This is a genomic window from Myxococcales bacterium, from assembly GCA_016699535.1.
Classification (GTDB): domain Bacteria; phylum Myxococcota_A; class Polyangia; order Polyangiales.
The window spans coordinates 3,267,710-3,290,403 of sequence record CP064980.1 but is presented as its reverse complement, the minus strand read 5'-3'; the positions used below and the strand labels follow the sequence as shown (position 1 = coordinate 3,290,403).

General features: G+C 49.6%; 27 protein-coding genes. 10 read left to right on the top strand and 17 right to left on the bottom strand.

Features of this window, described 5'->3' with window-relative positions:
- Positions 1-28 precede the first annotated feature (28 nt).
- From IPJ88_15505 to IPJ88_15495, 3 genes are all read right to left on the bottom strand, one after another.
- On the bottom strand, positions 29-661 hold the full coding sequence (locus tag IPJ88_15505; protein QQR89581.1) for a glutathione S-transferase: 633 nt from the start codon (positions 659-661) through the stop codon (positions 29-31).
- 89 nt (positions 662-750) lie between these two features.
- Positions 751-1,356, bottom strand: coding sequence for an FG-GAP repeat protein (locus tag IPJ88_15500; GenBank protein QQR92058.1), 606 nt, complete (start codon positions 1,354-1,356; stop codon positions 751-753).
- Positions 1,320-2,237 (bottom strand): FG-GAP repeat protein, encoded by a 918-nt coding sequence (locus IPJ88_15495; GenBank protein QQR89580.1) that lies wholly within the window; start codon positions 2,235-2,237, stop codon positions 1,320-1,322. The genes IPJ88_15500 and IPJ88_15495 overlap by 37 nt, the downstream gene beginning before the upstream one ends.
- A gap of 296 nt (positions 2,238-2,533) precedes the next feature.
- Between IPJ88_15495 and IPJ88_15490 the strand changes: the two genes are divergently transcribed.
- Both IPJ88_15490 and IPJ88_15485 read left to right on the top strand, forming a co-directional pair.
- On the top strand, positions 2,534-3,691 hold the full coding sequence (locus tag IPJ88_15490) for a DUF2157 domain-containing protein (protein ID QQR89579.1): 1,158 nt from the start codon (positions 2,534-2,536) through the stop codon (positions 3,689-3,691).
- Positions 3,688-4,203 carry a GDYXXLXY domain-containing protein gene (locus IPJ88_15485; protein ID QQR89578.1) on the top strand — a complete coding sequence of 172 codons (516 nt, stop codon included), beginning with the start codon at positions 3,688-3,690 and terminating at the stop codon, positions 4,201-4,203. Before IPJ88_15490 ends, IPJ88_15485 begins: the two co-directional genes overlap by 4 nt.
- Positions 4,204-4,228: 25 nt before the next feature.
- On the opposite strand, the gene IPJ88_15480 is transcribed toward IPJ88_15485, so the two are convergent.
- The 4 genes from IPJ88_15480 to IPJ88_15465 all read right to left on the bottom strand — a co-directional run bounded on the left by IPJ88_15480 (position 4,229) and on the right by IPJ88_15465 (position 6,432).
- Entirely contained in the window at positions 4,229-4,882 is a 654-nt protein-coding gene (locus IPJ88_15480) for a hypothetical protein (GenBank protein QQR89577.1), read from the bottom strand.
- Entirely contained in the window at positions 4,867-5,235 is a 369-nt protein-coding gene (locus IPJ88_15475) for a hypothetical protein (GenBank protein ID QQR89576.1), read from the bottom strand. The genes IPJ88_15480 and IPJ88_15475 overlap by 16 nt, the downstream gene beginning before the upstream one ends.
- A gap of 97 nt (positions 5,236-5,332) precedes the next feature.
- Positions 5,333-6,082, bottom strand: coding sequence for a hypothetical protein (locus IPJ88_15470; GenBank protein QQR89575.1), 750 nt, complete (start codon positions 6,080-6,082; stop codon positions 5,333-5,335).
- A gap of 95 nt (positions 6,083-6,177) precedes the next feature.
- Positions 6,178-6,432 carry a hypothetical protein gene (locus IPJ88_15465; protein ID QQR89574.1) on the bottom strand — a complete coding sequence of 85 codons (255 nt, stop codon included), beginning with the start codon at positions 6,430-6,432 and terminating at the stop codon, positions 6,178-6,180.
- A gap of 397 nt (positions 6,433-6,829) precedes the next feature.
- Between IPJ88_15465 and IPJ88_15460 the strand changes: the two genes are divergently transcribed.
- The gene (locus IPJ88_15460) at positions 6,830-7,408 is read left to right on the top strand and encodes a hypothetical protein (protein QQR89573.1); all 579 of its coding nucleotides are present in this window, start codon (positions 6,830-6,832) and stop codon (positions 7,406-7,408) included.
- A 113-nt stretch (positions 7,409-7,521) separates the two neighbouring features.
- Here the strand turns inward: IPJ88_15460 and IPJ88_15455 are convergent, their stop codons facing one another.
- The 3 genes from IPJ88_15455 to IPJ88_15445 all read right to left on the bottom strand — a co-directional run bounded on the left by IPJ88_15455 (position 7,522) and on the right by IPJ88_15445 (position 8,883).
- Positions 7,522-7,986 carry an AgmX/PglI C-terminal domain-containing protein gene (locus IPJ88_15455; GenBank protein QQR89572.1) on the bottom strand — a complete coding sequence of 155 codons (465 nt, stop codon included), beginning with the start codon at positions 7,984-7,986 and terminating at the stop codon, positions 7,522-7,524.
- Positions 7,987-8,073: 87 nt separating this feature from the next.
- Positions 8,074-8,598 carry a YdeI/OmpD-associated family protein gene (locus tag IPJ88_15450; protein ID QQR89571.1) on the bottom strand — a complete coding sequence of 175 codons (525 nt, stop codon included), beginning with the start codon at positions 8,596-8,598 and terminating at the stop codon, positions 8,074-8,076.
- 105 nt (positions 8,599-8,703) lie between these two features.
- A complete protein-coding gene (locus IPJ88_15445; protein ID QQR89570.1) occupies positions 8,704-8,883 on the bottom strand; it encodes a DUF2071 domain-containing protein in 180 nt (59 codons plus the stop codon).
- Between IPJ88_15445 and IPJ88_15440 the strand changes: the two genes are divergently transcribed.
- Positions 8,882-10,558 carry a trypsin-like serine protease gene (locus IPJ88_15440; protein QQR89569.1) on the top strand — a complete coding sequence of 559 codons (1,677 nt, stop codon included), beginning with the start codon at positions 8,882-8,884 and terminating at the stop codon, positions 10,556-10,558. The genes IPJ88_15445 and IPJ88_15440 overlap by 2 nt on opposite strands.
- A 54-nt stretch (positions 10,559-10,612) precedes the next feature.
- On the opposite strand, the gene IPJ88_15435 is transcribed toward IPJ88_15440, so the two are convergent.
- The 3 genes from IPJ88_15435 to IPJ88_15425 form a co-directional block, all read right to left on the bottom strand.
- Complete coding sequence (locus tag IPJ88_15435) at positions 10,613-11,800, bottom strand: hypothetical protein (GenBank protein QQR89568.1); 1,188 nt, start codon at positions 11,798-11,800, stop codon at positions 10,613-10,615.
- Positions 11,801-12,068: 268 nt separating this feature from the next.
- Positions 12,069-13,094: a hypothetical protein gene (locus IPJ88_15430; protein ID QQR89567.1), complete on the bottom strand. Its 1,026-nt coding sequence runs from the start codon at positions 13,092-13,094 to the stop codon at positions 12,069-12,071.
- A 283-nt stretch (positions 13,095-13,377) separates the two neighbouring features.
- Entirely contained in the window at positions 13,378-13,776 is a 399-nt protein-coding gene (locus IPJ88_15425; GenBank protein QQR89566.1) for a hypothetical protein, read from the bottom strand.
- A 628-nt stretch (positions 13,777-14,404) separates the two neighbouring features.
- On the opposite strand from IPJ88_15425, the gene IPJ88_15420 reads away from it, so the two are divergent.
- Positions 14,405-15,595 carry a matrixin family metalloprotease gene (locus IPJ88_15420; protein ID QQR89565.1) on the top strand — a complete coding sequence of 397 codons (1,191 nt, stop codon included), beginning with the start codon at positions 14,405-14,407 and terminating at the stop codon, positions 15,593-15,595.
- A 201-nt stretch (positions 15,596-15,796) separates the two neighbouring features.
- Here IPJ88_15420 and IPJ88_15415 read toward each other — a convergent pair whose 3' ends face one another.
- Entirely contained in the window at positions 15,797-16,645 is an 849-nt protein-coding gene (locus IPJ88_15415) for a tryptophanase (protein QQR92057.1), read from the bottom strand.
- Between IPJ88_15415 and IPJ88_15410 the strand changes: the two genes are divergently transcribed.
- Positions 16,645-16,971 carry a VOC family protein gene (locus tag IPJ88_15410; GenBank protein QQR89564.1) on the top strand — a complete coding sequence of 109 codons (327 nt, stop codon included), beginning with the start codon at positions 16,645-16,647 and terminating at the stop codon, positions 16,969-16,971. The genes IPJ88_15415 and IPJ88_15410 overlap by 1 nt on opposite strands.
- 19 nt (positions 16,972-16,990) lie before the next feature.
- Positions 16,991-17,347, top strand: a complete 357-nt coding sequence (locus IPJ88_15405) for a DUF1428 domain-containing protein (protein QQR89563.1) — start codon at positions 16,991-16,993, stop codon at positions 17,345-17,347.
- Between the two features lie 278 nt (positions 17,348-17,625).
- On the opposite strand, the gene IPJ88_15400 is transcribed toward IPJ88_15405, so the two are convergent.
- A complete protein-coding gene (locus IPJ88_15400; protein ID QQR89562.1) occupies positions 17,626-18,363 on the bottom strand; it encodes a nucleotidyl transferase AbiEii/AbiGii toxin family protein in 738 nt (245 codons plus the stop codon).
- Positions 18,364-18,547: 184 nt separating this feature from the next.
- Complete coding sequence (locus IPJ88_15395; protein ID QQR89561.1) at positions 18,548-19,168, bottom strand: type IV toxin-antitoxin system AbiEi family antitoxin domain-containing protein; 621 nt, start codon at positions 19,166-19,168, stop codon at positions 18,548-18,550.
- A gap of 271 nt (positions 19,169-19,439) precedes the next feature.
- Here IPJ88_15395 and IPJ88_15390 point away from each other — a divergent pair, with 271 nt between their 5' ends.
- Complete coding sequence (locus tag IPJ88_15390) at positions 19,440-19,670, top strand: hypothetical protein (GenBank protein QQR89560.1); 231 nt, start codon at positions 19,440-19,442, stop codon at positions 19,668-19,670.
- 597 nt (positions 19,671-20,267) lie between these two features.
- On the opposite strand, the gene IPJ88_15385 is transcribed toward IPJ88_15390, so the two are convergent.
- Entirely contained in the window at positions 20,268-20,699 is a 432-nt protein-coding gene (locus IPJ88_15385; GenBank protein ID QQR89559.1) for a hypothetical protein, read from the bottom strand.
- A gap of 398 nt (positions 20,700-21,097) precedes the next feature.
- Here IPJ88_15385 and IPJ88_15380 point away from each other — a divergent pair, with 398 nt between their 5' ends.
- Positions 21,098-21,709 carry a type IV toxin-antitoxin system AbiEi family antitoxin domain-containing protein gene (locus IPJ88_15380; GenBank protein ID QQR89558.1) on the top strand — a complete coding sequence of 204 codons (612 nt, stop codon included), beginning with the start codon at positions 21,098-21,100 and terminating at the stop codon, positions 21,707-21,709.
- The gene (locus tag IPJ88_15375; GenBank protein ID QQR89557.1) at positions 21,706-22,620 is read left to right on the top strand and encodes a nucleotidyl transferase AbiEii/AbiGii toxin family protein; all 915 of its coding nucleotides are present in this window, start codon (positions 21,706-21,708) and stop codon (positions 22,618-22,620) included. The genes IPJ88_15380 and IPJ88_15375 overlap by 4 nt, the downstream gene beginning before the upstream one ends.
- The last annotated feature ends 74 nt before the right edge of the window (positions 22,621-22,694 follow it).

Below are 22,694 nucleotides of genomic sequence, written 5' to 3'. Positions count from 1 at the left end.
TCTCACCCCTTCACTTTACGATCTCGGCTCAATACTTTCCAATCAGAGCACTAGCCGATTGGACCAGCCTTTGGATGTAACGTTTGTATCCGGGACGGTCCTGGCATCGCGCAATGTATTTGGTAAAGACCGGCTTAGCCTCTAGAGCTTTGGTGAAAATATACCATTCCAGATTGGAAGCGAGAAATAGGTCCGCGGCGCTGAATTGCTCCTCCAAGAGAAAACCATTCGAGACTGCCTGTTCAAGATTAGAAACCACGTCGCTATAGCTACCGTACCCTAGATGGCTTGGCTTTGGACTATCCATACGCGGATTTGTTTTATCAAGCATGGCCGGCTCCATGCATGAAGCCGTAAAAAAGAGCCAGCGGTAGTAGGCGCCACGACGCGGATCCCTCACATCATGTGCTAAGTTTGCCTGAGGGAAAGCGTCGGCTAAATAGGCACAGATAGCAGAAGTCTCTGTCACGACAACCTTCTTATGAACAATCGCAGGGACTTTTCCCATGGGATTGATTTTTAAATAATCCGCCGACTTATGATCGCCCGTTTCCCACTTCAACAATTTAATCTCGTACTCGGCGCCAACTTCTTCGAGCATCCAATGGGCAATGCGACCGCGTGACATCGGATTATAATAGAAGGTTACTTTATCTGTCATACTGACTCCTTGCACATGGACATACACCCACGCTTTAATGCATTCAAGCGACAAAGCGTCGCGGAGAGTGTCCCCTCGAATACAAACTATTAAGGGAGATCAACGATGTAAAGGGCTCCCACGTCATCGTAGCTTGCCGTGTTAAATTTCCAATTGGCGAACAGGTAAACTTGGCTGCTGTCGATGTACACCGTATAGCCGAGGGCATCGGCGCCATAGTAATCGCTTGCTTCGTATTTGATCGCCAACGCCCAATTGTTGTTTGGCTGACGAACGTAGAGGTATCCCGCGCCCAAACCACCCGTGTTAGTCGTGTTATAAGGTGCGCCGATGATGGCGAAGTCCCCATAGAGTTTGACGTCTTTTCCAAACTCATCGTCGTTGCTTCCATCCGAAGGCTGTAATGCGGCGGTCTCTTGCCAGGTTGATCCGTTCCAATCGAAGATGTAAGCATAGCCAGCGGAGTTATTCGGGCCAACATCGCCTACCACAAAGCGCGTGCCTTGGATAGACACCGACGATCCAAACTCGTGGTTATCGCTGTTGCTAAGCGATCCGAAATAACGATTGAAAAAGTCCCACGAGCTGCCGTTCCATCGATAAAGATAAACCGCACCCGAAGTCGCAGACCCATCAGAGCGACCAGGCGCGCCTGCAATCAACCAATCGCCGTCGATGGCAATCGAATAGCCCAAATAATCTCCGCCGGAGATTTCCGTGGATTGTAGCCCAAGGTATCTTCGGATGACCAGCTTCCGGGGCCGGTTCGGCGGTAGACGTAAATACCACCGCTGAAGTTTCCTCCGCCAACCGAACCTCGATAGCGAGTGATGTAGGCGAGGTCGCCATCCATCTCAACAGCGCCGCCAAAATAGGTGTAATCAGCTGGGGTCTGTGTCAACTTGGTCACTTCAAGCCAGCTTCCATTGCCCTGTCGCTCATAAATATAAGCAGCACCGATATCGGAAAAGCCCCCACCGTCGACGTTTGGCGCGCCAACAACAGCATAGTCACCGTCGATGGTGACACTGGCGCCAAAGGCATCGCCCAAGGCGCCGTCCGAAGCGCTTAGCGTATCTTCCAAAAGCCAGCTTCCGTTGCCTTGGCGTTCGTAGACGTACGCATGTCCCGTCCCCGGCGAAAATGGATAAAATTCGGTGGCCCCGATGATCATGCGATTGGCAGAAAGGTCCATGGAATCACCAAAATACTGATAGGATATAGTCGGGTCAGGAGGACGTAAACTTTCGGTTATTCCAACGGTCGCGGCACAGGTTGTGGCGCAAGCGTTAGAAAAACAATCGCTACTTTGGTTGCAGCTTTGGCCCGCCGCACAAGCAGCGCAAGTGCTACCGCCGCAATCGACGTCCGTCTCATCTTGGTTTTGAACGCCATCGGAGCAGGTTGGGGCTTGTGCCGAATCAAGTGAATCATTGCCATCGGTTCCAGCGTCCAATGACACCGGCGCATCTGCGTCTCCGCCGTCCTGAGAGTTAGCGATCTGATCGTAGCCGACACGGCCACAGTTCATTAGTAGGCAAAGCTCGAAAATAAGCGCTACCAATTTCCAAGGCATGTGCCGAGTGTATATTAAAGCCAATGCAGTTTCAACAAACTTTTACATGCTCAGTAAAGCTAGAACAAGCACCCATGCGTGCTAATCGTTTGAAACCATGTGGCTATCTAACTCATGCTCACGAAGCCCTGTGTATCGCTAGATTGCCACGAACAGTGAACGAGGCTCAACTGAGTCATCGATTTTCAATGGTTGCATGCGCCTGCAATGTGCTCTCAAAGAAGAGCTGAGAAAACTCTGTTTCGTGAGGCGGTCGCATTGGCGCTGTTGGAGAATCAGGCTACTCCGCTAACATCGTGTCGTTAAAAACAAAGCTCCGGACATGGAAAGATGCTGGGTTGATCGATGAGGATACCCTAGCGAACATCACGGCCTTCGAGTCGCGATCCAATGGACCTCGGTTGGTGTACGCTCTTGGCGGGCTTGGTGCGTTTACGATTGGGGTGGGATTAATTTCCACGGTTGCGGCGAACTGGCAGGACATCAGTGACCTCGCTAAAATTTTCGTTGACCTCTTAGTGGGAGTTGCTATCGCATGGGGTATTTGGCGGCTGCACAAAGCAAAGCAGATTTGGCAACGCGACGCGTTAATCCTTGTGTATTATCTTTTTACGCTCACATCGATGGCCTTGGTAGGGCAAATTTACCATTGGGATCCGCCTCTGTACCGTTTGCTTCTGGCGTGGACTATGGCCACCGCGCCAGTTGTGTTGTTGGGTTCAACGACCTTTCTCGCTTGGGTTTGGGGCTTGGGCCTTGCAGTCACCTATGGCGCTTGTGTAGTGCAGCTCACAAGCTGGATCGAGGCACACAAGGTCGGTTTGTCACCGGATGTTCCTTTTTTCGCCACATATTTTGCGCCATTCCTTTTCTTGTTGCTCTCCGAAATAGCTCCCATAAAAATGAAGCGGCCACGTTTTCGCTTTGTGTTCGTAACGCTGGCATGGGCGTTCCTTGTCGCCATGGGATTCGCCGCTCAGTTCGCGTGGTACGCAGATATTTCTGGAGATGAAACGATTGTCTTCTCGGCGCTGCTCGCGGTTGCGCCAAGCATTGGAGCGGCTGTGGCTCTGCCCCGAATGTATCCGAACTTATCGCCGAGTAGCATTAGTGCACTTCGGACAGTGTTGCTATCTGTGTTTGCAGTGACCGTGCTTCCTTTTCTGTTCACCCACGAGGCGATAGAGCTTGTTGGTGCGTTGAGCAATCTTGCTTTCATGTGCGTTCTCGGATGGGCGGCACTACGCCTGCAGTGGTCTCGGTTTTTTGGTTTCGTCACAGCTTATCTGGGACTGCGCATCGTTCTGATCTACTTCGAGGTCTTTGGCTCGATGCTGAGTACCGGCTTGGGTTTGATCACAGGTGGCATGTTGACTGTACTGGTGGCATGGCTTTGGTATCGCAAATCGCCCAGAGTCATGGATCATTTTGAACAAATGGCGGACGAAGTATGACACCATCAACAAACAAGACCGGGATACTCGTCGCGCTTGCCCTGCCGTTGGTCCTGATCGTTGGAAGCATTGCTTTCTCTCAGTATAATCTCGAACGTGGAACGCTGTGGTACTTTAGCCTAAAAGGCTACGATCCGCGCGACCTTCTCAAAGGACACTACATCCACTACGTTGTTGGCTACGATTGGGATGGCGGCGCCCGTAGCTGCGATGATCTTGCAGATTGTTGTTTATGTCTCACTGAAACCTGGGAGCGAAAGCCCCCGCGCGTGCACTTCGATCGCTGCGAAGCTACCCGTCGTTGCGACGCAAGCATCCGTGATGAGCAACTCGAAAAGCTTCAGCGATTCTATATTCCCGGGGCCCACGCATCAGAACTCGAAAGAATCTTTATCAAAGCTGCCCGCACCGATGAGGCTCTACTGCAGGTTTCTGTAACCTCTGAGGGAAGCGTTACCGTTAAAGATCTTCTCGTTTACGATCAACCTTTAAATGAAGCTTTGCTCAAATAAAAGAGAACACTCCCTGGCCCGGAATCTATTGACAGGCATCTGTGCACACCGGGTATCCGCCGTAGCCATCCCAAGCAGACCAATAGAGTCTATCAAAAAGATTGATGGCGCCGATGAAGGCGTTGGTGACTCCGCTAAGAAGATCAACAAGCAACTGCCCAGCCTGACCAAACCATTGGATCAGCCACCCGTCGTCTCCAACGCTTGTTTCGATGCGTGGAATATCGATGGACGCGTTTGATTTTTCCGGATTGCCGGCGACGATCCAAGCACGCATGGAGGATACAAAGGTTGCAATGGCCAAAGCGACGATTCCAAGGCCAACGGCTTTGCCTTGCCATCCGCCGGCTCTTCTAACAACCACCAGGCCGATAATGATGGCGGCGAATGCAACAAGCATTGTTATGAATTGATAGGTTCGAAATTCTTGCACACATTCGCGACAGACCTGTGCCATCGGAAGGTCGAGTTCATCAGGGGACATCAGACTAGATTCAAGTTCGTTCAAATCGCTAGCATCGGAAGCCACCCAGTGAAGAGTGCCATCCGGCGCAAAACCAATCAGCTGCGTGTTCTGCTCATCGCCAGTCGCACCGAAAACGTGTGTTTGTCCACTGTTACTGCGAAGCGCAGCAAGGCTAACGAATCGCGTATCATCGTAGTTCATTTGCCAAGCCACTTGTGAGCCATTTTAAAGGGGATAACCCCTTTCCATTCACCAAGCTCTAAACCAGTTGCCGAAGTGAGGGCGTGTTGCAAGGCTTCTACCCGAGGATCCCCATCAAAGGTTGCGCCGTACTGGTTTCCCATATAGTTGGCCACAAAAGCCTGCTGCTCTTCCGTCAACGATTCGCCCAGATCATCGGATGCGCTTTGCGCCGCACAACTCGCAATGAAAAGAACAGCAATCATCGTCACCAAAGTGTTGGAACAAAAGAACAACTTGTTATGCATGTAAACTCCCCAGTAAGTGCATTCGGTGCAGGAGACGAGAGCATCCCGCCGCCCGAGTGTCGGAAATAAGGTGCCCATAAGTCAAGCCATCTCGTAAAAAACGCTGCAGCTGCGGATAGCCGATGGCAAAAGTTTCAGCTTATTCCATAGAGATAGGTCGTGATGAAGTGAGCTGCTAGCTTGAGTCGGAAGGACATAAGTTTAACATGAACTTGCTCAAATCTCCCAAAAGATCTTCGGATAAATCGGAGTCCTGCTCTATTAGATTTTCCACGATATCACCAAAGAAAAATGAGCAAAGCGTTTGCCTAATCTCGACGGAGAGAAATTCGCTGAATCGCTCGAGGTATGCAGTCAATATCTGCTGTAACTCCATGGCGAGCTGTCCGATATAGTTGGCAGCACTGGCGTCATTTATGTATGTGCTGCCCCCGCCAAACCTGTGTTTGAGCAACTCTGCAATTAAGGTTAGCAAGATGATTAAAGCGTAAAGAAGCTGTGCCTCATCGAGAGACTCCGCGTTCTCGAGATCTTGCAGAATTCGTTCGGCTTCTTTGATGAGTCGTTCGCCGTCAGCCGGGATTTCAAGATTGCCGAGGGCGGTGTGAAGAAACACGAGCGTGCCTATAAACTCTTTTGCAACTTCTGCGCGCGAGGTAAGTTGTTCGGCAATACTAGGAGCATCGTTCCACTCGGCGGATAGGTAAACTCTGCCCATGGCCAGTGAGTCCAGTTGCATCGTCAGCCAGTCTTGAAGGTCTGCAGAACTCTCTCCATGGAAAGGGCTGACCCAGTTCGAGTCCTCAAACGGATGAGGAAGTAGGTGTAAGATCAGATCATGAAAACCTTGCAGCTTCGGAAGAGTGATTGCGCCCTGCCACACATCTGAGCCTGGCGTGCTTAGATCATGGAGGATACCAGGCATTACTTTGTTTACGAACAGGGCGTTGAACTCGGCAACGGCAAAATCCTGTTGATCGACGAACGAAGCACTATCATAAATCTGCGCGAATGCTGAGGCTACCCAGTCTTCTTCGGAGCTTGCTCCAGCCGCGATCCAGTCTTCAAAGGCTTGGCGAATTGCGTGCGTACTTCGGCTTCATGCTGTTGAGTGCTTAGAAGCATTGCTAGACCAAGCCCCAAAATCAAACTACCACCTACAGCTGCCAAGCCACCAAGAGAAAGTGCTGCGCTCGAACCAACTATCTCAAAGGCAATAGGTGCGGCGATTGTATTCGCGCCGCCCTGTGAGTCGAGGTTTTGTTCGGTACGCACATTACAGCCCAAAAGCGTTCCACATAGAACTAAAGCGAGCGCTCGGTAAGACCATCTGTGGGAGCTTCGTACAGTGCCGTTTTGCTTGTTTTGCACGTTGACGCTAAAATAGAGCAAAAACCGTGCCGCTTGGTATTTCAGAACGGCGCCAGAAGCCGTTCATTATTATTCAATAATTTTGGTAATTTATGTCGTATGGGCTGCTTACAAGACCCAAAAACTCACAGTGCTGAGGTCTGCTGTCTCCGGATGAGGCAGAAAGGAAAGTGAGTCCACGCTCCTGGCGCAGAGTGGCACACGATGACGTAAGCAGGAGCTCTTTGCACTGGAAAATGGGCTGTAGTGTGTTGGCATGTCTTTTGCGTAAGACATGACTTCTAAAACTGAGGAGGCCGCGATGAATTTTAACAGAGTCTACTTTGCGATGGCGATGTGCGTGTTAATTGCGTGCAGCAATGATGACGTTGATACCCATGATATCGATCCTAAAACTCAAGCGGCACTTGATGATCTAGCTGAAATTCAAAGTAACTGGGACGAAAGAACAGAAGAAAGTCGTGCAGATTATTGCTACGTAACGTCGCGGTGCTCGTTCACTGGCTCGTGCTACTACACCGAAATCCAAGTCCAAAATCATGCAGTAGTGGCTCGTATATACAAGGAAACACTACGCCAAATTGATGGTTCAGAAGAACTTGTCACAAATTGGGAAGAAGATAGCAGTTTGCTCGGAAGTCACGATGATGTTTTTGCTTCGGATGTATCCACCTACGACGAGTTGCTAGTTACATGTGAAGACAAATACATTTCTAGCATTGAAAACGTTGATGACGTCTCTTTCCATATTAACGCTAGTGAAGAAGGTTTGCTCGATGCGTGTGTGTACGAAATGGATAATTGCTTTGATGACTGCACTACAGGCATCAACATCCACGCTTTCGAGTTAGCAAGCTCAGACTGTAGCGATAGCTACTAGTGCTCTGATCGAAAAAGAAAACTGTCCACTAGTCTCAAACCGCTTTAACAACTGCGATGAAGATGATAGCGATTGTACTCGCGGCAAAGTTTCAATTCACTTGGCATGGAAGTTTAGGGCGGAGCGAAGACGAAGGGTAGTTGGAGGGTAACGCTGCTCGCCGGTGGTGTTTTGATCTGAAGTTTTGCGATGATATGTTTGATGCAATCTGCCAGTTCAGGGCTTTCAGTGGTGTTGTTAAGAATGTAAGCCTGATCGACGTAGCCTGAACTCAGCAAACGAAATTGAACGACGACTCGACCTTCGAGCTCAGGTGCATTCCGAAGGAGTTGGTCGTAACAGTTTTGTATATGCGGCGTATTGGCTTGAAGAGCTTCGCTAAGTGAATCATATGCGTTGTTATCGTCGGTGTTTTGAGTGTGAGATTGACTGTCTGAGCGTTCAGTTTCGTTTTGCCGTGCTTCCGGTTTTTCATAAGCTCGTGGTGTGGAGTGTGCCGCTGCTGATTTCCCTGAGCCACAAGCCAGTAAACCAAGCGTGATGAAAGCCAACAACAAGCTCTGGTGTTGCGTCTTCATGGGCTAACTACGTAGAACGCCTCGTATCAAGTGGTCAACAAAACAAAAAACAGAGTTACAAAACCCGGACCTAAGTCCTAAACAAATCTAGCGGTCATTGATGCCTTTGCCTTCGAGTATGCGTGGGATGTGTTTTTCAATCCGTGATTGACGAGTCGAAGATTGCTTGGCGCCGGAAAAATAGAGAATGTAGGCTCTCTGGCGTCCCGGGGTGAGTGAGCCAAAAGCTTTTTTTACCCTGGGTTTTGCCGCAAATATTTTCTTAAGCTCATCGGGCACCGGTTCGGGGTTTTTCTTAAACGTCACGGTCTGGCCGGAGTCTTCTATTGCGATAGCTTCTTTTATGTAAGCTTTGATGGTCGGTGTTAGTTTATTAATATCGCGTACCGAGGCAAATTCGAATCGACGCCCGGCCTGAGAGTTTGGTCCATTGTCGACTAAGACTCCTTTGGGGTCTTTGAGCAGTGTGCCTTTGAAGAACATCATTCCTAAACAATTTTTGAAGGGTTGGATGATAACTACGTTGCTTTCTTTATAGCTGTAACACGGCAGATTCCACTTAAGCGTTTCTTCCAGTTTTGTCTTTAGCAGGATGGCGCGAAGTGCTGTCATCTCCTCAAAAAGACGTCAATCAGCTTGATTTTCTCAAGGCACAAAGGTGCCAACGACCTTTGGTGGAACATCAACCGCCACCTGCCAAGTGAACTTGGGGCCTTTTTATTGCGCGTTTAGCTCTTCAACGCCGATGTGGCCGGGGATAGACGCGCCCAGCACCCGGGTATTCAGGAACATGAAGCCCACAGTGCTGTTGAAAACTTGATCTTGCCAACTGTCTAATTCGGTACCCTGGAGAAGAAACGGCCAAAACAACTCTGGCACAATGTGATAATTCAACATGACCAAAAGACGCCATTCGGTCGTCAAAAATAGACGGGCAGCACTTATTTTGGCTCCGTCTGTTGCTGGGATGATACAGCACGAAGGTGATGCAAAGTGTATTACTACCGGTGTCCGCGGATTTTATGGCGACTGGATTTCGTGTTGCACGTTGGCAGTATCGGGTTCATGGTTCATGTCTATGCGCTTATATTTGCCAGGAAATCTCTTTTTTCTAGTAGTTGCTCTGGGTTCTAGTTTGCTAGGTGCTTGCCAAGGCCTAGCTCAGTCCGAGAGCCTTTCCGAAGAAGGTTCCGCCATCATTAATGGCACCACTCCGCTCTACGACGAACTACAAGGTGTGATTAATTTTAACAACCATTGCTCGGCAACCATGGTGGGTCCACGACATATCTTGACCGCGGCGCATTGCGTGTCCGAGATAAATTATATTCCTAGCGTTGACGAAAGCGGCTACGAGTATAACAAAACTCAACTTGCTGTAAGTAATAAGCTTGAAGGAGAGGTGCTTTTTCTTGGTCGTGGCATCTACCCTTGGGAAGACCGTATGCGTTTCTATGTTGCCGTTGAGCGTATCGACTATCATCCTGGGTTTGTCGAACACTGCACTGACCCGTGCGATTATGACACTCTTCTTGAGGAGGGTTGGTCTGATTTAGCCCTTGTCACTGTGGAACAAGAAATTCCAGGTGAGATCTATGCTATTTCTACTGCAAACGCGGAGAACACTACGGTTTTGCAGGCAGGATATGGTTGCAAGGCACTTGGTGATTCCGATTTTGGAGAAAAGCGTTTTGTGCGAACGACCTATACTGAGAAGCTATCGTGGACAAAAGCGGTTTCTTCGGAGGATTATTATTTCTCAACCGTTGATGCGGAATTTGATGAATTGGGTTACCCGGTTCCTCTTGCTGGGACTTGTCCGGGAGATTCAGGTGGACCCGATCTGAGTACCAACGGTTTTAATAGTCTTGTGCTGGGAGTTCACTCTGGCATCAACGGTGCGGAAAATTTTTCTAGCCGTTTAGACTCACAGGAAACAAAAGATTGGCTTGAATCTTATGTTTCACAAGAAGTGAGGCTTGTCGACAGTATAAACGCCGAACCGCCCCGGCTGTGCTTTGTGCCTGAAACCAATGATCCCGACACTGTCACCGAAAGCGACTACCTCAAGGTTTTCTCTCCAACGAATCTGAATGTCGATCACTACGGAGTCTTTCGCAACAAAGGCCAAACGGTACGATACACCATGCGGCCCTATGAGAACTGGGGTCGTGTTTTTAAGAATGGCGAAGCAGATGGTAGTTTGAACAGCTCTCTTTACATACGCGGAAATGCCTTCGGAGCGGGCAAGATTTACGAACAAGAAATTGATCAACCGTTGCTCTGGTCTATCAATATGACGTGTGCGAACGACCAAGCGCCGCAATTGCGATGCTTTGCTGAAGAGTGGTCATCGAGCGACAAATCGAAAGCCGTGATTGACTGTACCGACATCATTTCTCGCGAATTTTATCTGAGCGCAGCTTGTACGGAAGAAGACAACCGCAAAGTGGCACCCACTGAGATTAACTTCACACTTGAGTTCCGAGGCGACAAGGATCTTCAAAAGTTTGGCCAGGAGCCCTGCCGTAACTATAGGACGCAGATTGCTGCAGCACCCTTGGCGGAATAAGGCAGCACGGAAGGCCGGCTAGGCTTTTTTTGTCGGCCTTTTTGTAACTCCGTTTTATTGGAAACTCTGCCGGGCTCGGCGCCTTCTCCAGAGGAATACGCCTATTACAAACAACCAAGCGATCCGCGGCGGCGAGGATGACTTGAGGCTGCACCCTTCATGGGAGGGGTCCAGTTGTGCGTTCGGGTCGAGACGAAGTCTTTCGTCCTCGGTCAGTGCTTCCTTGGAATCTTCATAATAAGGAAAACATGACGAGAAATCCGGGTGCTGCGCCGGAAATTCTTTTGCTTCAATGCTTGGATCGTGATCGACGCAAAGAGTTTGGGATGTTGCAAGCGTCCCATCAATTAAACTGTAAGTTTCAATCGCAAGACAGTACTCCTTCGATATTTCCTGAAATGCAATCGCATCCATTCGAGTCTCAACCATATCTCTGCTAGACAACAAATCTGGGAAAGCAGGCTCGGATGCATCGGAGGTGATGCGATATGCATAGTAAAAGCGGTTTAGGTCTTGCTCGACCGTATCCCATTGAACGCGTACCAATGGAATGGCCGTGCTCTGGGTCGCCCAACAGCGTGTCACCGTCTCAGTGAGCCCCACGCAGTTATAGGGATCTCTTGGTGAAGGCTGGCTTGTGTCGCAACACACCGACTCAAGCACCTTCTTTTGCGCTTCGATGCTTAATGCGAGAGTCTGAATGGGCCTAGGTTCTGGCGTATAGTCGCTTGCGCTTTTTAGTTGAAACTCAACCTGTCTGTTCACGCTGCCCGAAGCACTTTCCCCATTGGTTGTGTACAGAATATTTAGCGATACATCATAAAGCGTGTCTGGTAAGAGCTCGGTATTCGCGCGCCACACCACGGCTCTAACTTCAGACCGATATTCACTTTTTCCCAAGACTATATTTCCTTCAGGGTCCAAAACTAAAATAGAAAACCAGTCCACCTCTTGCGCAAACCCCAAGGCTTCGGTTTCTTTTTCGAATACACCGGTGGTGTATCCGTCGGTTGAAGGGTCAAGGCCAAAGGCAAGCACCCCTTCTCGGCTTATTTCAAGTGGTACGTCGGCAAAGTCTTGTTCAAGGGAATCGGCCAAGCGATCGAGCGCTAAAGCAAGCTCGGAATTGGGCCCGGCCGCCACCGAACAAGCCTTGGCATGGCTTGAGTAGCTGTAGCTGTGAGCTAGCAAGGCGAGTAAACTGAACCCGAAAACAATGGATAAAGTAATACGGTTTGTCATAAACAGGGTATTTGCAAACACTGTGCCACAGAAAACTTCATTAAATTCAGATGTTTTCGGTACCTGTTGTGCCAAAGAGTGCCAACCCACTGTAACCCAAACCTCACCCCTGCAGTCATCACCTAACCTAAAGCTGCTAGCAATGTTGCCGGTTCGGACAGTCTTGGTGCCCAGGGTAGCTAGATCAGTAGTTGCTGAAGCTCTTCTTATGCACTTGCATAGCAAACGCGAAATCCAATGAACCGTCCCCGCAAATTAAGGCTTTACCCTAAAAGACGTCGTCGGGTTTGATTTTCTCTACTTCGGCTTGAGGGAGACTGATATAGCCAACATCAAGATTGGCAATGAAGCCTTGGTGTTTGCAGTCGCTCGAGCTGTCGTTATCCCCCGTAATCACGACTGACAGATTGTAGTTGCCATTGAGCGCGGCACGAATGCCAATGGCCTCGGCTGTTGCGTTGGTTAAATCGATGGCGTTTTCGCCGTTCACGTCGGTGTCTGGAAGCTGACACGCAAGAGGATTGCCTTGATCATCCAGCGGTGTTGTATCACCGTGCCCAAAGCACATCGGCGAAGCGAGCTCGTTATTTGGAGCCCCGTTGGCAAGGTTTAGGTCATACACATCGTCCCATGAGTACAAAGGCCACGAAGTTGATTCGAACTCGGCCACGGCAGTGGGTGTGATTTCACTAATCATCTTGTTCTTGGTCATCAGCATGACGCCTCCGTCTGCTCCGGAATCTGCACTGCTCCCACCAAAGACCAAAATGAGATCATCGTCGTATTTAAACTGGTCGTTGAGTTTTACAATTGAGATATTGATACGGCAAAACACGGCGATTTCTCCCTCAGGTACTTCGAGGTGCTGCGAGATATCCTGAACCTGCTCAACGCGAGCACGAATAAACTCGTTAAGCTTTGGACCGTTTCCGTCCGCAGCTTGCCCGCCGGTAGTGGACCAGGGGCATTCGTCTTGCAATGGGTCAAAGGTCAACTGGACCGGGACCGTGGCGGTCGGATCGAGACTGGAGCACAGAATCTGTGGTGGACAATTTTCAAACGTTCTTTCGCCAGTCGCTTGCTCGCACGCATCGAGCGCCGCCTGCTGCTCTGGCGTCAGATTCGCGTACCCTAAACTTCCGTCGCTTGTGTTTGTGGACGCATCGCCCCCGTCGGGTGATTCCTGGCTGTTTGAGGCACTGTTGCTGTCGGAAGTTCCCGAACAACCGCTAACCATGAGCGAAGCAACTAACCCCGCGACTAACAAAACTAAATAACGACGATATTGCAACATGACCACCCTTCGTTTCGCGCGCGCTACACCGTTTGAGAGCGCTCACAACTCTTGAATAAGGATGAATGATTTTGCCCATTTTGCAAGCGCTACGAGTAATCTGCGCGGACAACATCCATCGACTCCAGCTACCCCACATGTCGCACGCTGCAGTTGTCACGTTTATGCTAGTGGTTTTTGAGTTCCGGGACTCTGGATTTGCAGTTGCACACATGCAACGAGCTGGCCGGCTTATTGTTGCAAGATGCTGGCGTAGCCGGATGTTATCTGCGTGACGATGCTGTTAAGGTTGCGGGCAACTTCCGTAGTTCGTGATATCGAAGCTCGTGCAGAGCTCTGCGGTCGCGTAGCGTGAGTTGGCCGCTGCTTCACAATTCGCTTTCTCGTTTTCTACGGTACAGTCGTTGCACTTTAATTGCAGCTCTTCGCAAGCTAGGGAGGTCGGATAACAGGCTTTCAAGAAGGCTTCGTACTGCATTTCACAGGCGGTTGCGTCATCCGCATCGGCGAGCTCTTGGCAAGCAGCGTTGTTTGACGGGACGTCGCAGCTGGCGCAGAGCTCGTTAAGATTGCTGCAATAGTCGATACCCGGTTCCTGCGATTCTGTGTCATCGCCGCTGTCTGCACACGCGCTGGCGCAGAGGATGAAGGATAAACATAGTGCGAATAGAGAAGAGTTCATGGCTGTATCCTTGGGTGGCCGGGTAGTTCGGGGGTCCTGGCGTCTAGCACGGTTTTACCGCTCTGTGAACCGAGACAATCTTCTGCTTGGGGACCTGCTCACGGCGAATCACTGATGTAACCTCGAAATGTTGCAAACCCGATCGCGACACCTCTTCCCGAAGGTTCCGTGCTCGTACATGTAAACATATGCGATCATTCTGCTATTTAGATCAAAGTATGTCCCCAATTTGATCACCCCTCTTGTATCGACAGCGTCTTTGCAACATCTACTTCGGCAAAGTGCTCGTCGGCACCCTAAGTCCCAAAGGATTCCGAGCACATACACGAAACTACCCACCCAAAAAACAAAAAGTGTTACCGATGTCGTGAGGCAACTTTGTTACCCTTGTCTTGAGGTCAACATCGCCAACTGGGGCCTTAACTGACCTGCATTGGGGTTTTTGTGCTCTTGCTTTCATAAAAACCTCCTGCGTTGTGCAGCCCTTTGGGCTGCTGGAGGTTTCTTCACGATCATCTAAGTCACTGTTTTGTCAAAGTTATAGAAGCGATAGCCCTGGCAATGCTATCACTTGTAGCTGCAGTGGCATTATTCTTGCTTGTTTTAAGAACCGTTTTGGTATAGCAACATGGATATATTTCGTTTTAACTCAGGGAAAATTGCGGGAGTCGCATTCTTGGCGGTCCTTTCGGTCTTAGGTTGCAACATGGAGGCGACCATCGATAATGATCACCAATCAGCATCGGTTTTTCCAAACGTTTATGTGGTATTTCTGGATTTCGGGCCTGGCACCTATCACTACGGACTAGTTGATAACTCTCAACGCAATATTTCTCAGGTGATCAATCCTTATTTCTCAGACTCCGAGAACTTTGAGTTCCTGTATGATCCTACGGCGACGATAGAGTTGGGCGATCCGAATTTGATATTACCGGTCCCAGACTTACCAGAGAAGATAGGAAACAACCTACGGGACATTCTAGCTCCGCTCCACAACGGCTCGGTGCTCGTAACCTTGAGTCGACCACAGCAGGGTCCCTACACAACGCTGGTTTTTGATAACTCAGTCTCTGCCTCAGGCCAGATGAGTTGTGACGATTCAGGTTGCCATTACAATTGGGACCGCTTCGATGCTGGTATAGCACCGGTTGATTTCGACCATATCCATGCATCCCATGTCGGTTGGGTCTATTTCAACGCCCTGCTCGAAGCACGAGGTTATATGGAATTCAATGCCCCGTCTCTGAAAGATGAGGACCCGTCTTTTGATAAATTTGCTAGGCAAGTCGCAATGTATGCAGCACATGAGCTAGGTCACTTGTTAGGGCTCGATCATGTAAATAAAACAGGCTGTATTATGTTTCCCGGCGATATCGACCCGGACACCGGAGAACGTATTGACCTTAGCATGAGCAAATGGTGTCTAGCACCTCTCTATGGCAAGCGAGATAAAATCTATGGAGGAGAACAACACTTGCGGCTTGTTGAATCGCTCTCTGGCGATGCTTGGTACCAAGATTCTCCTTCTTTGTTACGTGAGTATTTTGCTCAGAATGCGGACCCCATCGATACCGCAACTATTCCTGATAGTTGTATTGGTTCAGGTTTTGGTGATGTTCCGATCGGTCGCGATATTTGCAATCCGGAGCACCCGGAACTCGTTTTCAAGTGTATTGCACCTCATCATGGATCAGAAGGCTTCGCTTTGCCGTATGAACCCTTGGAGGATCGTAAATGGCGCGCCCTACGTTGTGGCGGTGGAACTCTCTGCAAGTCCCAGGAAGATCCAACGGGCAATTTTTCATATTGTGGAGAATAGCCAAAAAATGATGCCTAGTGAATCCAAGGTATCGCGCGTATCGAAAAGCGCTTCGAGCAATCACGAGAAGTGGGTTGGGGTCCCTAGCTGGCCAGGTATACTCCCAGCCTTAAGGGGACTGTCCCAAAATTCTTGGGGACCTGCTCACGGCGAATCACTGATGTAACATCGAAATGTTGCAAACCCGATCGCGACACCTCTTCATTCGTCGCTTGCATACGCAAACGTTGCGGTGAAATGGCGCAGGGCGGGAGGCTCGTGGGTGATTCGCAGGCCCAGAAGAGAGCTGCGGCGCTGCGAGACGCGCTCAGCGACTTCGACCACGTAGTCGATGTGGCTTTGGGTGTAGACGCGCCGCGGGATAGCTAGGCGCACCAGATCCATGGCTGCGGGTATCTCGCTGCCGTCGGGCTGTCGTCCAAACATCACCGTGCCGATTTCGCAACTGCGCACACCGCCTTCGCGGTAGAGCTCGAGTGCAAGAGCCTGACCCGGATAAGCTAACGGCGCAATGTGCGGTAGCATGGCCCGAGCATCAATGTAGACAGCATGCCCGCCGACCGGAACCATGATGGGGATCCCCAACTCCCGCAGTTTCTCCCCAAGGTACTCACTTGAGCGCACGCGGTAGCGCAAATAGTCGTGATCCACCACTTCATGCAAACCCTGAGCGATGGCTTCCAGGTCCCGGCCCGCCAAACCTCCGTAGGTGGGAAAGCCTTCCGTGATCACCAATAGGGTGCGGCACTTATCCGCCAATGCATCGTCTTTGAGTGCGAGCCAACCACCGATGTTGGCCAAGCCATCTTTTTTTGCCGACATCGTCATGCCGTCAGCACACGCGGCCATCTCGCGCGTGATCTCACTGACCGATTTATCGGCGTACCCTGCTTCGCGTTGTTTAATGAACCAGGCGTTTTCGGCAAAGCGGCAGGCATCAAGAAACAGCGGTACACCATGACGCGAGCAAATCTCCTCAGTCTTCCGTAAGCAGGCCATGCTCACGGGCTGTCCGCCGCCCGAATTGTTGGTGATGGTGATTAACACCAGTGGAGTTCACCGTACTTGGCCGTAGTTTCGTCGGCCTCAATGGCGGTCCGAATTTCACGCCCAATCAGGCTGTCAGTTTTATGGTCATTACTGAGAATCAGGAAGAGACTGACCGCTACTGGAACGTCATCATTGGCAATGGCGGTGCAGCGAGCGAATGCGGTTGGTGTAAAGACCGTTGGGGATTTTCATGGCAAATCACGCCAAGGCGGCTGCTCGAGCTGACTACGAGTTCCGATGCCGCTGAAGCAAAACGCGCCTTTGAGGCGATGATGACCATGTCGAAAATCGACATTGCGGCCTTGGATGCCGCTGTCGCAAACTAGATCGAAAGGGGAGGTGGCAATGTATATTGATGGCTATTTGATTCCAGTACCAAAAGCAAACAAAGAAAAATACTTAGAGGCGGCAAAAAAAGCGGCACACATGTTTAAAGAGTATGGCGCAAGTCGTATCGTAGAAGGTTGGGGCGACGATGTGCCAAAAGGCAAAGTTACTGATTTTTACGGGGCCGTAAAAAGCAAAGAAGACGAAGTGGTCATGTTTAGTTGGATAGAATGGCCTTCAAAGGCTGTGCGCAATGAAGGCATGAAAAAGATGATGGAAGATGCAAAGATGAAAGACATGGACATGCCTTTTGATGGACAGCGAATGATATATGGTGGATTTGATCCGATTTTAGATCAGGATTTGACCGGCTAATACAACCGTTAGCGGTTCATGACGCGAAGGCGTTCCCGCGGGAACGTCTCTCCACTTTTTCTGGGCAAGTCCATCACTCAAATCAACCTCAATTTTGGAGACATTGTGGAGACAGCTTGAGACTCCGATGAAGCCTCGCGCGCGCGAGAGTTTAGTTTCGCGTTCTTGCCAATCACCAACCGTCCGCCTTTAATTTTGTGTTGGGATCCCTACAGAAATGTAAAGTTTGGCTTTGCTTTCGTGTCGCTGAAACTGCACAAATATAAAGTTTGAGGACTCTACGTGTCTTCCGATGTCCATGGACCACCGGCTCGCCATGAACGACCAAAGGTTCTCCCGGAATGAGCCTGGAGCAATGGTTGCGAAGCAAAATCAGCTACGGCACGCACTACAGACTCAAGACTGTCGGCGTCTTGGATGTCTGCTTTGCGCTTGAACCCCTGCCACTGCGCCAACTTCATTGAATCCTCGGTAAATTCTGGTCTTATCGCCACGGGTAGCTTTTCAGGAAGAGGTGTCTTGCGGCGTTCGAAGGTGGCACGAATGGCTTCCACGAGGGACTCGCCGTCAAAATCAAAATCACGCGCAAGGAGCATGACGTCATAAAAGTCTTTCATGCGACTGTTCGTCATACCGAGCTGCACCATGGCTTCAAGTTTTTCTGCAACCACTGTCTCTCGCGGATATACACGCAGCTGTGGAGCCGGGAAATCGAGTAGCCCTGGGTAGGGCAATACTTCTGGTTCGGGCGTAATCGCATCCCCAAATCCGATATCGACCTGGAGTTCTATTTTTGCGGACGTGATTCGGGCTACAAAAACAGCTCGTAGACCGCCATACGCTTGGTCCTCTCGGATCGGTCCGACGCTCAGCGTATCGATATCAAATTTCACGCCGTCATCGGGCACGTCCAGGGTCAGCAGTGCTTCAAATATCGTGCGTATGTGCTCTTCGCTCGGCTCGCCGAAACCGAGTAGGTCAACATCACGGGTAGCTCTATGGGCGCGCCGGTCCACAGAGTAAATAGCGTCGCTCCCTTCAAAACAAAGCGCGAACCGAATTCCGATGCCGACAGACGATACAAGAAGCGCTCGTTGGCGTAGCGTGTCAGTAGGAGCTGAAAGTCAGTCCCTCGCTCCCGAGCAAGCCGCAGCAATCGAGTGCGCACCGATGCGCTAATATTGGGTTCACGCCCTTCCTTCATACCAGTGCTTCCATATAAGGTTGCATCACACGATACACTCGGTCCGCCTTTGCTGCTGCCACAAGATCATCTATACCGCCACGATACTCCTTCAGATAATCCCGCAGCGCTTCAAGTGCCACTTCGAGTCCTACATGCCGACGATAGCGAAAACAATCGGCGACCGTTTTTGCGGGGGTGGTGATTCGAACGTCCACCCCCTCGATCTCCCTAACCTCTACGCCATGCTCAAAAGCGGCGCCGCTCGCCCAAACGATTTCAATCTTGGGGTATGAAATCCTTGGTATGCGTGCTTGCCTACCGATCATGATCCAAACTGCATGAGGGAGCTGGGATCCAAGTCCATGCATTTGCAGTGCACTTATTAGACAGATTCGCGCCTCGGGCACTCGCTTAGCCACTTCCACAAGTGAGCCCATCTCGCTGACAGGTGCATCTGCTAGCCGATACAGTCCCCGATCTACCTGTTCCAGAATCCCTTGGTCACAAAGTCTCCGAAGATAAGCCCTTGGAATATCGGCGCTATCTAGGTCACTCGCGCGAACGGGCCCCTTCCGAGCAAGCCTGAGCAGCTTCTCCACCTTACTTGTAACGATGTCGTGGTCAGGTTTTGGCATGATACGTAATGTTGACTAAAAATTGTTATGACATACATTTAGTATCATATTAGAAGAATGCCTTCCAGACAAATTACCTGTACTTATCAATAAGTGCCGACATTTTGTCTGACTCCTTGGGTGCAATTTTCTCGATTCCGAGATCCACGGCGAAGGTCTGAGTGAGTCCGCCACTTGCTCGTCTATTCCATCGTCCGGGACACTCCTACGAACCTATACGCACAAGATTTGTAGAAGTGCTGGCCTATTCTTACTATTGCTTGGTGAATTTATGACTTCGAATGCTTTAGACAGAAGACCTTCGATCGATCTGGACGTTAACGAGCTAAACGAGAAATTCCAGAGTTTGATATTCTTCGATGACCTTAATTTATCGATGCAAGGCCACTATTTGTCGCTTACAGATATGCGTATCACGAGAATGGAGTACGAAGTAGCCGCAGCACTTGCGAACGAAGAGAAAACACCCTTTGAAACCTCCGAATTTGCAGCTTTTACGTAAATGTGGATTTTCGCGTTGTATGAAATTCTGCGTACATGGCGACAACGCGTTCGCGAATTCGATGAGTTGTATAAAGCTAAACAACTCGGAGAAAAAGCAAGGGAATGGAGATTGGAAGGGAGAATAGTCGAAATCAAATACTTCTATCAAAGAGTATTAATGCGGAAAAAGTTGCAGCTAAATCTGAGCAGTATGAAGTCATGTTAGAGCAAAAACAAAGCCTAGATGACCTCTTCACTCTTCTAGAAGCGTTTCGTGTAAATCTAGCGAAGCATGAGAGACATCGGAGCAACAAAAAATCATATGCCAATATGCCAAGCCTTCCCGTCTACTGCCGCATCAATCATTTTGTTCCTTCGCTTGATTACAACATCGTGCTGAAGGACGGATCTCAAAGAACGTTTTGCAGAAGGCATTTCGCAGATGAACTTCCGCGGAAAGTGCCAACGCGTTTTTTTTAGGAAATTCGTGGACTGATTGACCGCTAATGTTTAGGGAAACTTTGTTTCGGAGATATGCGCATTGCGTATACGCCAAACAAAATGACTGACTTCGCCAAGAGTTAATCCTTCCTCAAAAAATGCGTTGGCACATTCCTTAGGAATTAACGGCAGAATCAGAACTTAGTATCTTTTCGATATCGTCATCAGAAATAAAGACTTCTCTCAAAATAGTTCTTGATTCCAGTTTGTTTTTTTTCTTTTCGAATTCGGCTGTCAGCCCAGTGTAGTGAAGACGTTCGTTTACTGTCATGCCGCCAATAAACGCTTGATATGCAATTTTAAAGTTTTCCCATGCGTAGTAAACCGTTTCGAACATATTACGATCGTCCATCCATGGATCCGATAGCAGTTTTTCAAAACTGGAGATTTGATACTTCATTGAACCGTGTTGATCTAGGGACTCCATTATTTGGTTCAAAGCGAGGATGTGCCTTTGAAGTAACGATCGGTCCGAAGAGCTGCTGGCACGAGCCAGACAGGTTTCAAAAACCCGGATGGTTTCCTTGATGATATCTGTGCAGTTCAAAAAAGCGCACCTTTTAGTGTGAAAATATTTAGTGAAGCCGCTGGGAGTCGGACTTATGTGAACTTTTGCATGGCGGAGTGGACGTAAGTCCACGGAGTTGCAAAAGTTCAGGTCTGACGACGAACAGCAATAAACTGGTTTTGAGCTTTGCTCAAAACATAGTGGAGGCGCTGGGAGTCACACCGTTTCACCGCGTGGCTAAAACAAGGCCGCTCCGCGTAACCGCGATCAAAAAGTACCCCCAGATGTACCCCACAATTTATTTGGGTGTGGGGGTTCGATTCCCGGAATGACTTCATGCGGATGTGGAAAAAACAAAACAATTACAATAGATCTAAATGCGTTGAGCCATTCCGAATCAGACAAATTACCTGTACTTATTAATATCTACAGGTATTATGTCTGGTGTGGATCAACCTTTTAAAGAGGCTCGTGCAGTGTTTGAAGGGCAGGGCGGAATGCTTCGAATGGCCGAGGCAATCGAGCGTGGCATCAGCCGATATACTCTTTACGCTATGCGTGATGCCGGAATCATAGAACGCATGTCCCGAGGGCTGTATCGCCTTACGGATCTTGAACCGCTAGGGAACCCAGACCTCGTGACTTGTGCTAGACGCATTCCTCACGGAATCATTTGTCTCACTTCCGCGCTCGCCTATTACGAACTTACTACGCAGGTGCCCCACGTCGTTGACGTTGCTATCCGTATGGATCGCGAAGCTCCCCGGGTCGACTACCCACCTGTGCGCCTATGGTGGCTTTCTAAGAAAACGTTCGACGCAGGGATAGTCGAGCACTCTATCGATGGAGCCAAAGTAAAGATGTACACTGCTGAAAAATCTATTACCGATGCTTTTAAGTTTCGCGGAAAGATTGGAAGCGATGTGGCTGTGGAGGCACTTCGAAACTGGTATATCAAACCGGGCCGTGACCTGGGTGCACTACAGCGCTATGCAAAAATTTGTCGTGTGACCAACGTGCTGAGACCCTACCTAGAGGCTCTACAATGAGCGCCAAGAATGTAAAGAACATGGCGGCTTCTGTTCACGCCAAGCTCCTGAACGAAGCTCGAGCCAAGGGTAGACCTTTTCAAGAACTTCTTCAGTTCTACGGGCTTGAACGATTCTTGTACCGCTTAGCGAAGTCAAAGTATGGCGATACTTTCGTGCTCAAAGGAGCGCTATTGCTCCACGTGTGGAATGCACCCATCACAAGGCCTACGCGTGACATTGATCTATTGGGTTTTGCGAGTAACTCGCTGGATGCTGTTCGTGATGTTTTCAAAGGCATTTGTGACACTGATGTAGAACCTGATGGTCTGCAATTTCCCTCCGAGGAAGTTCGGGCCGGGCGCATCAAAGAAGACGCGCGCTACGAAGGGGTGCGCGTGACCTTTGCTGGCTTTCTTAGCCGTTCTAGAATTCCTGTGCAGGTAGACATCGGGTTTAGCGATGTGATCACCCCTAAGCCGTCGTTCAATGCGTACCCAACACTTCTACAAATGTCAGCTCCGACTCTAAAAATGTATCCAAAAGAAACTGTCGTCGCAGAAAAATTTGAAGCCATGGTCCAGTTGGGCGAAATCAACAGCAGGATGAAAGATTTTTTCGACCTATGGCTGTTGGCTCGAACTTTCAATTTTGACGGCTCATTATTGTCCGATGCTGTACGCAAAACTTTCGCGCATCGAGGGACGAAAATTGACCTCGACCCTGTAGGGTTGAGCTCGGAGTTTGTAAATAACGAAGACACAAAAAAGAAATGGGCTGCTTTTGTAAAACGCATACAGGTCAACGACGCGCCCAGTTCACTATCTGAAGCAACTCCGATGCTCCGAGCATTTCTAGTGCCCATCGCCAAAGACATTCACTCTGGCACGAAAAGTCTGAAGATCTGGAAGGCCGGCGGATCTTGGACCTAATACTTTTACGGGGACTGTGAGGCTTGTTTTCTTTTTTGCTTGAAATAGCTAGTTCGGCATGGATGGATACATCC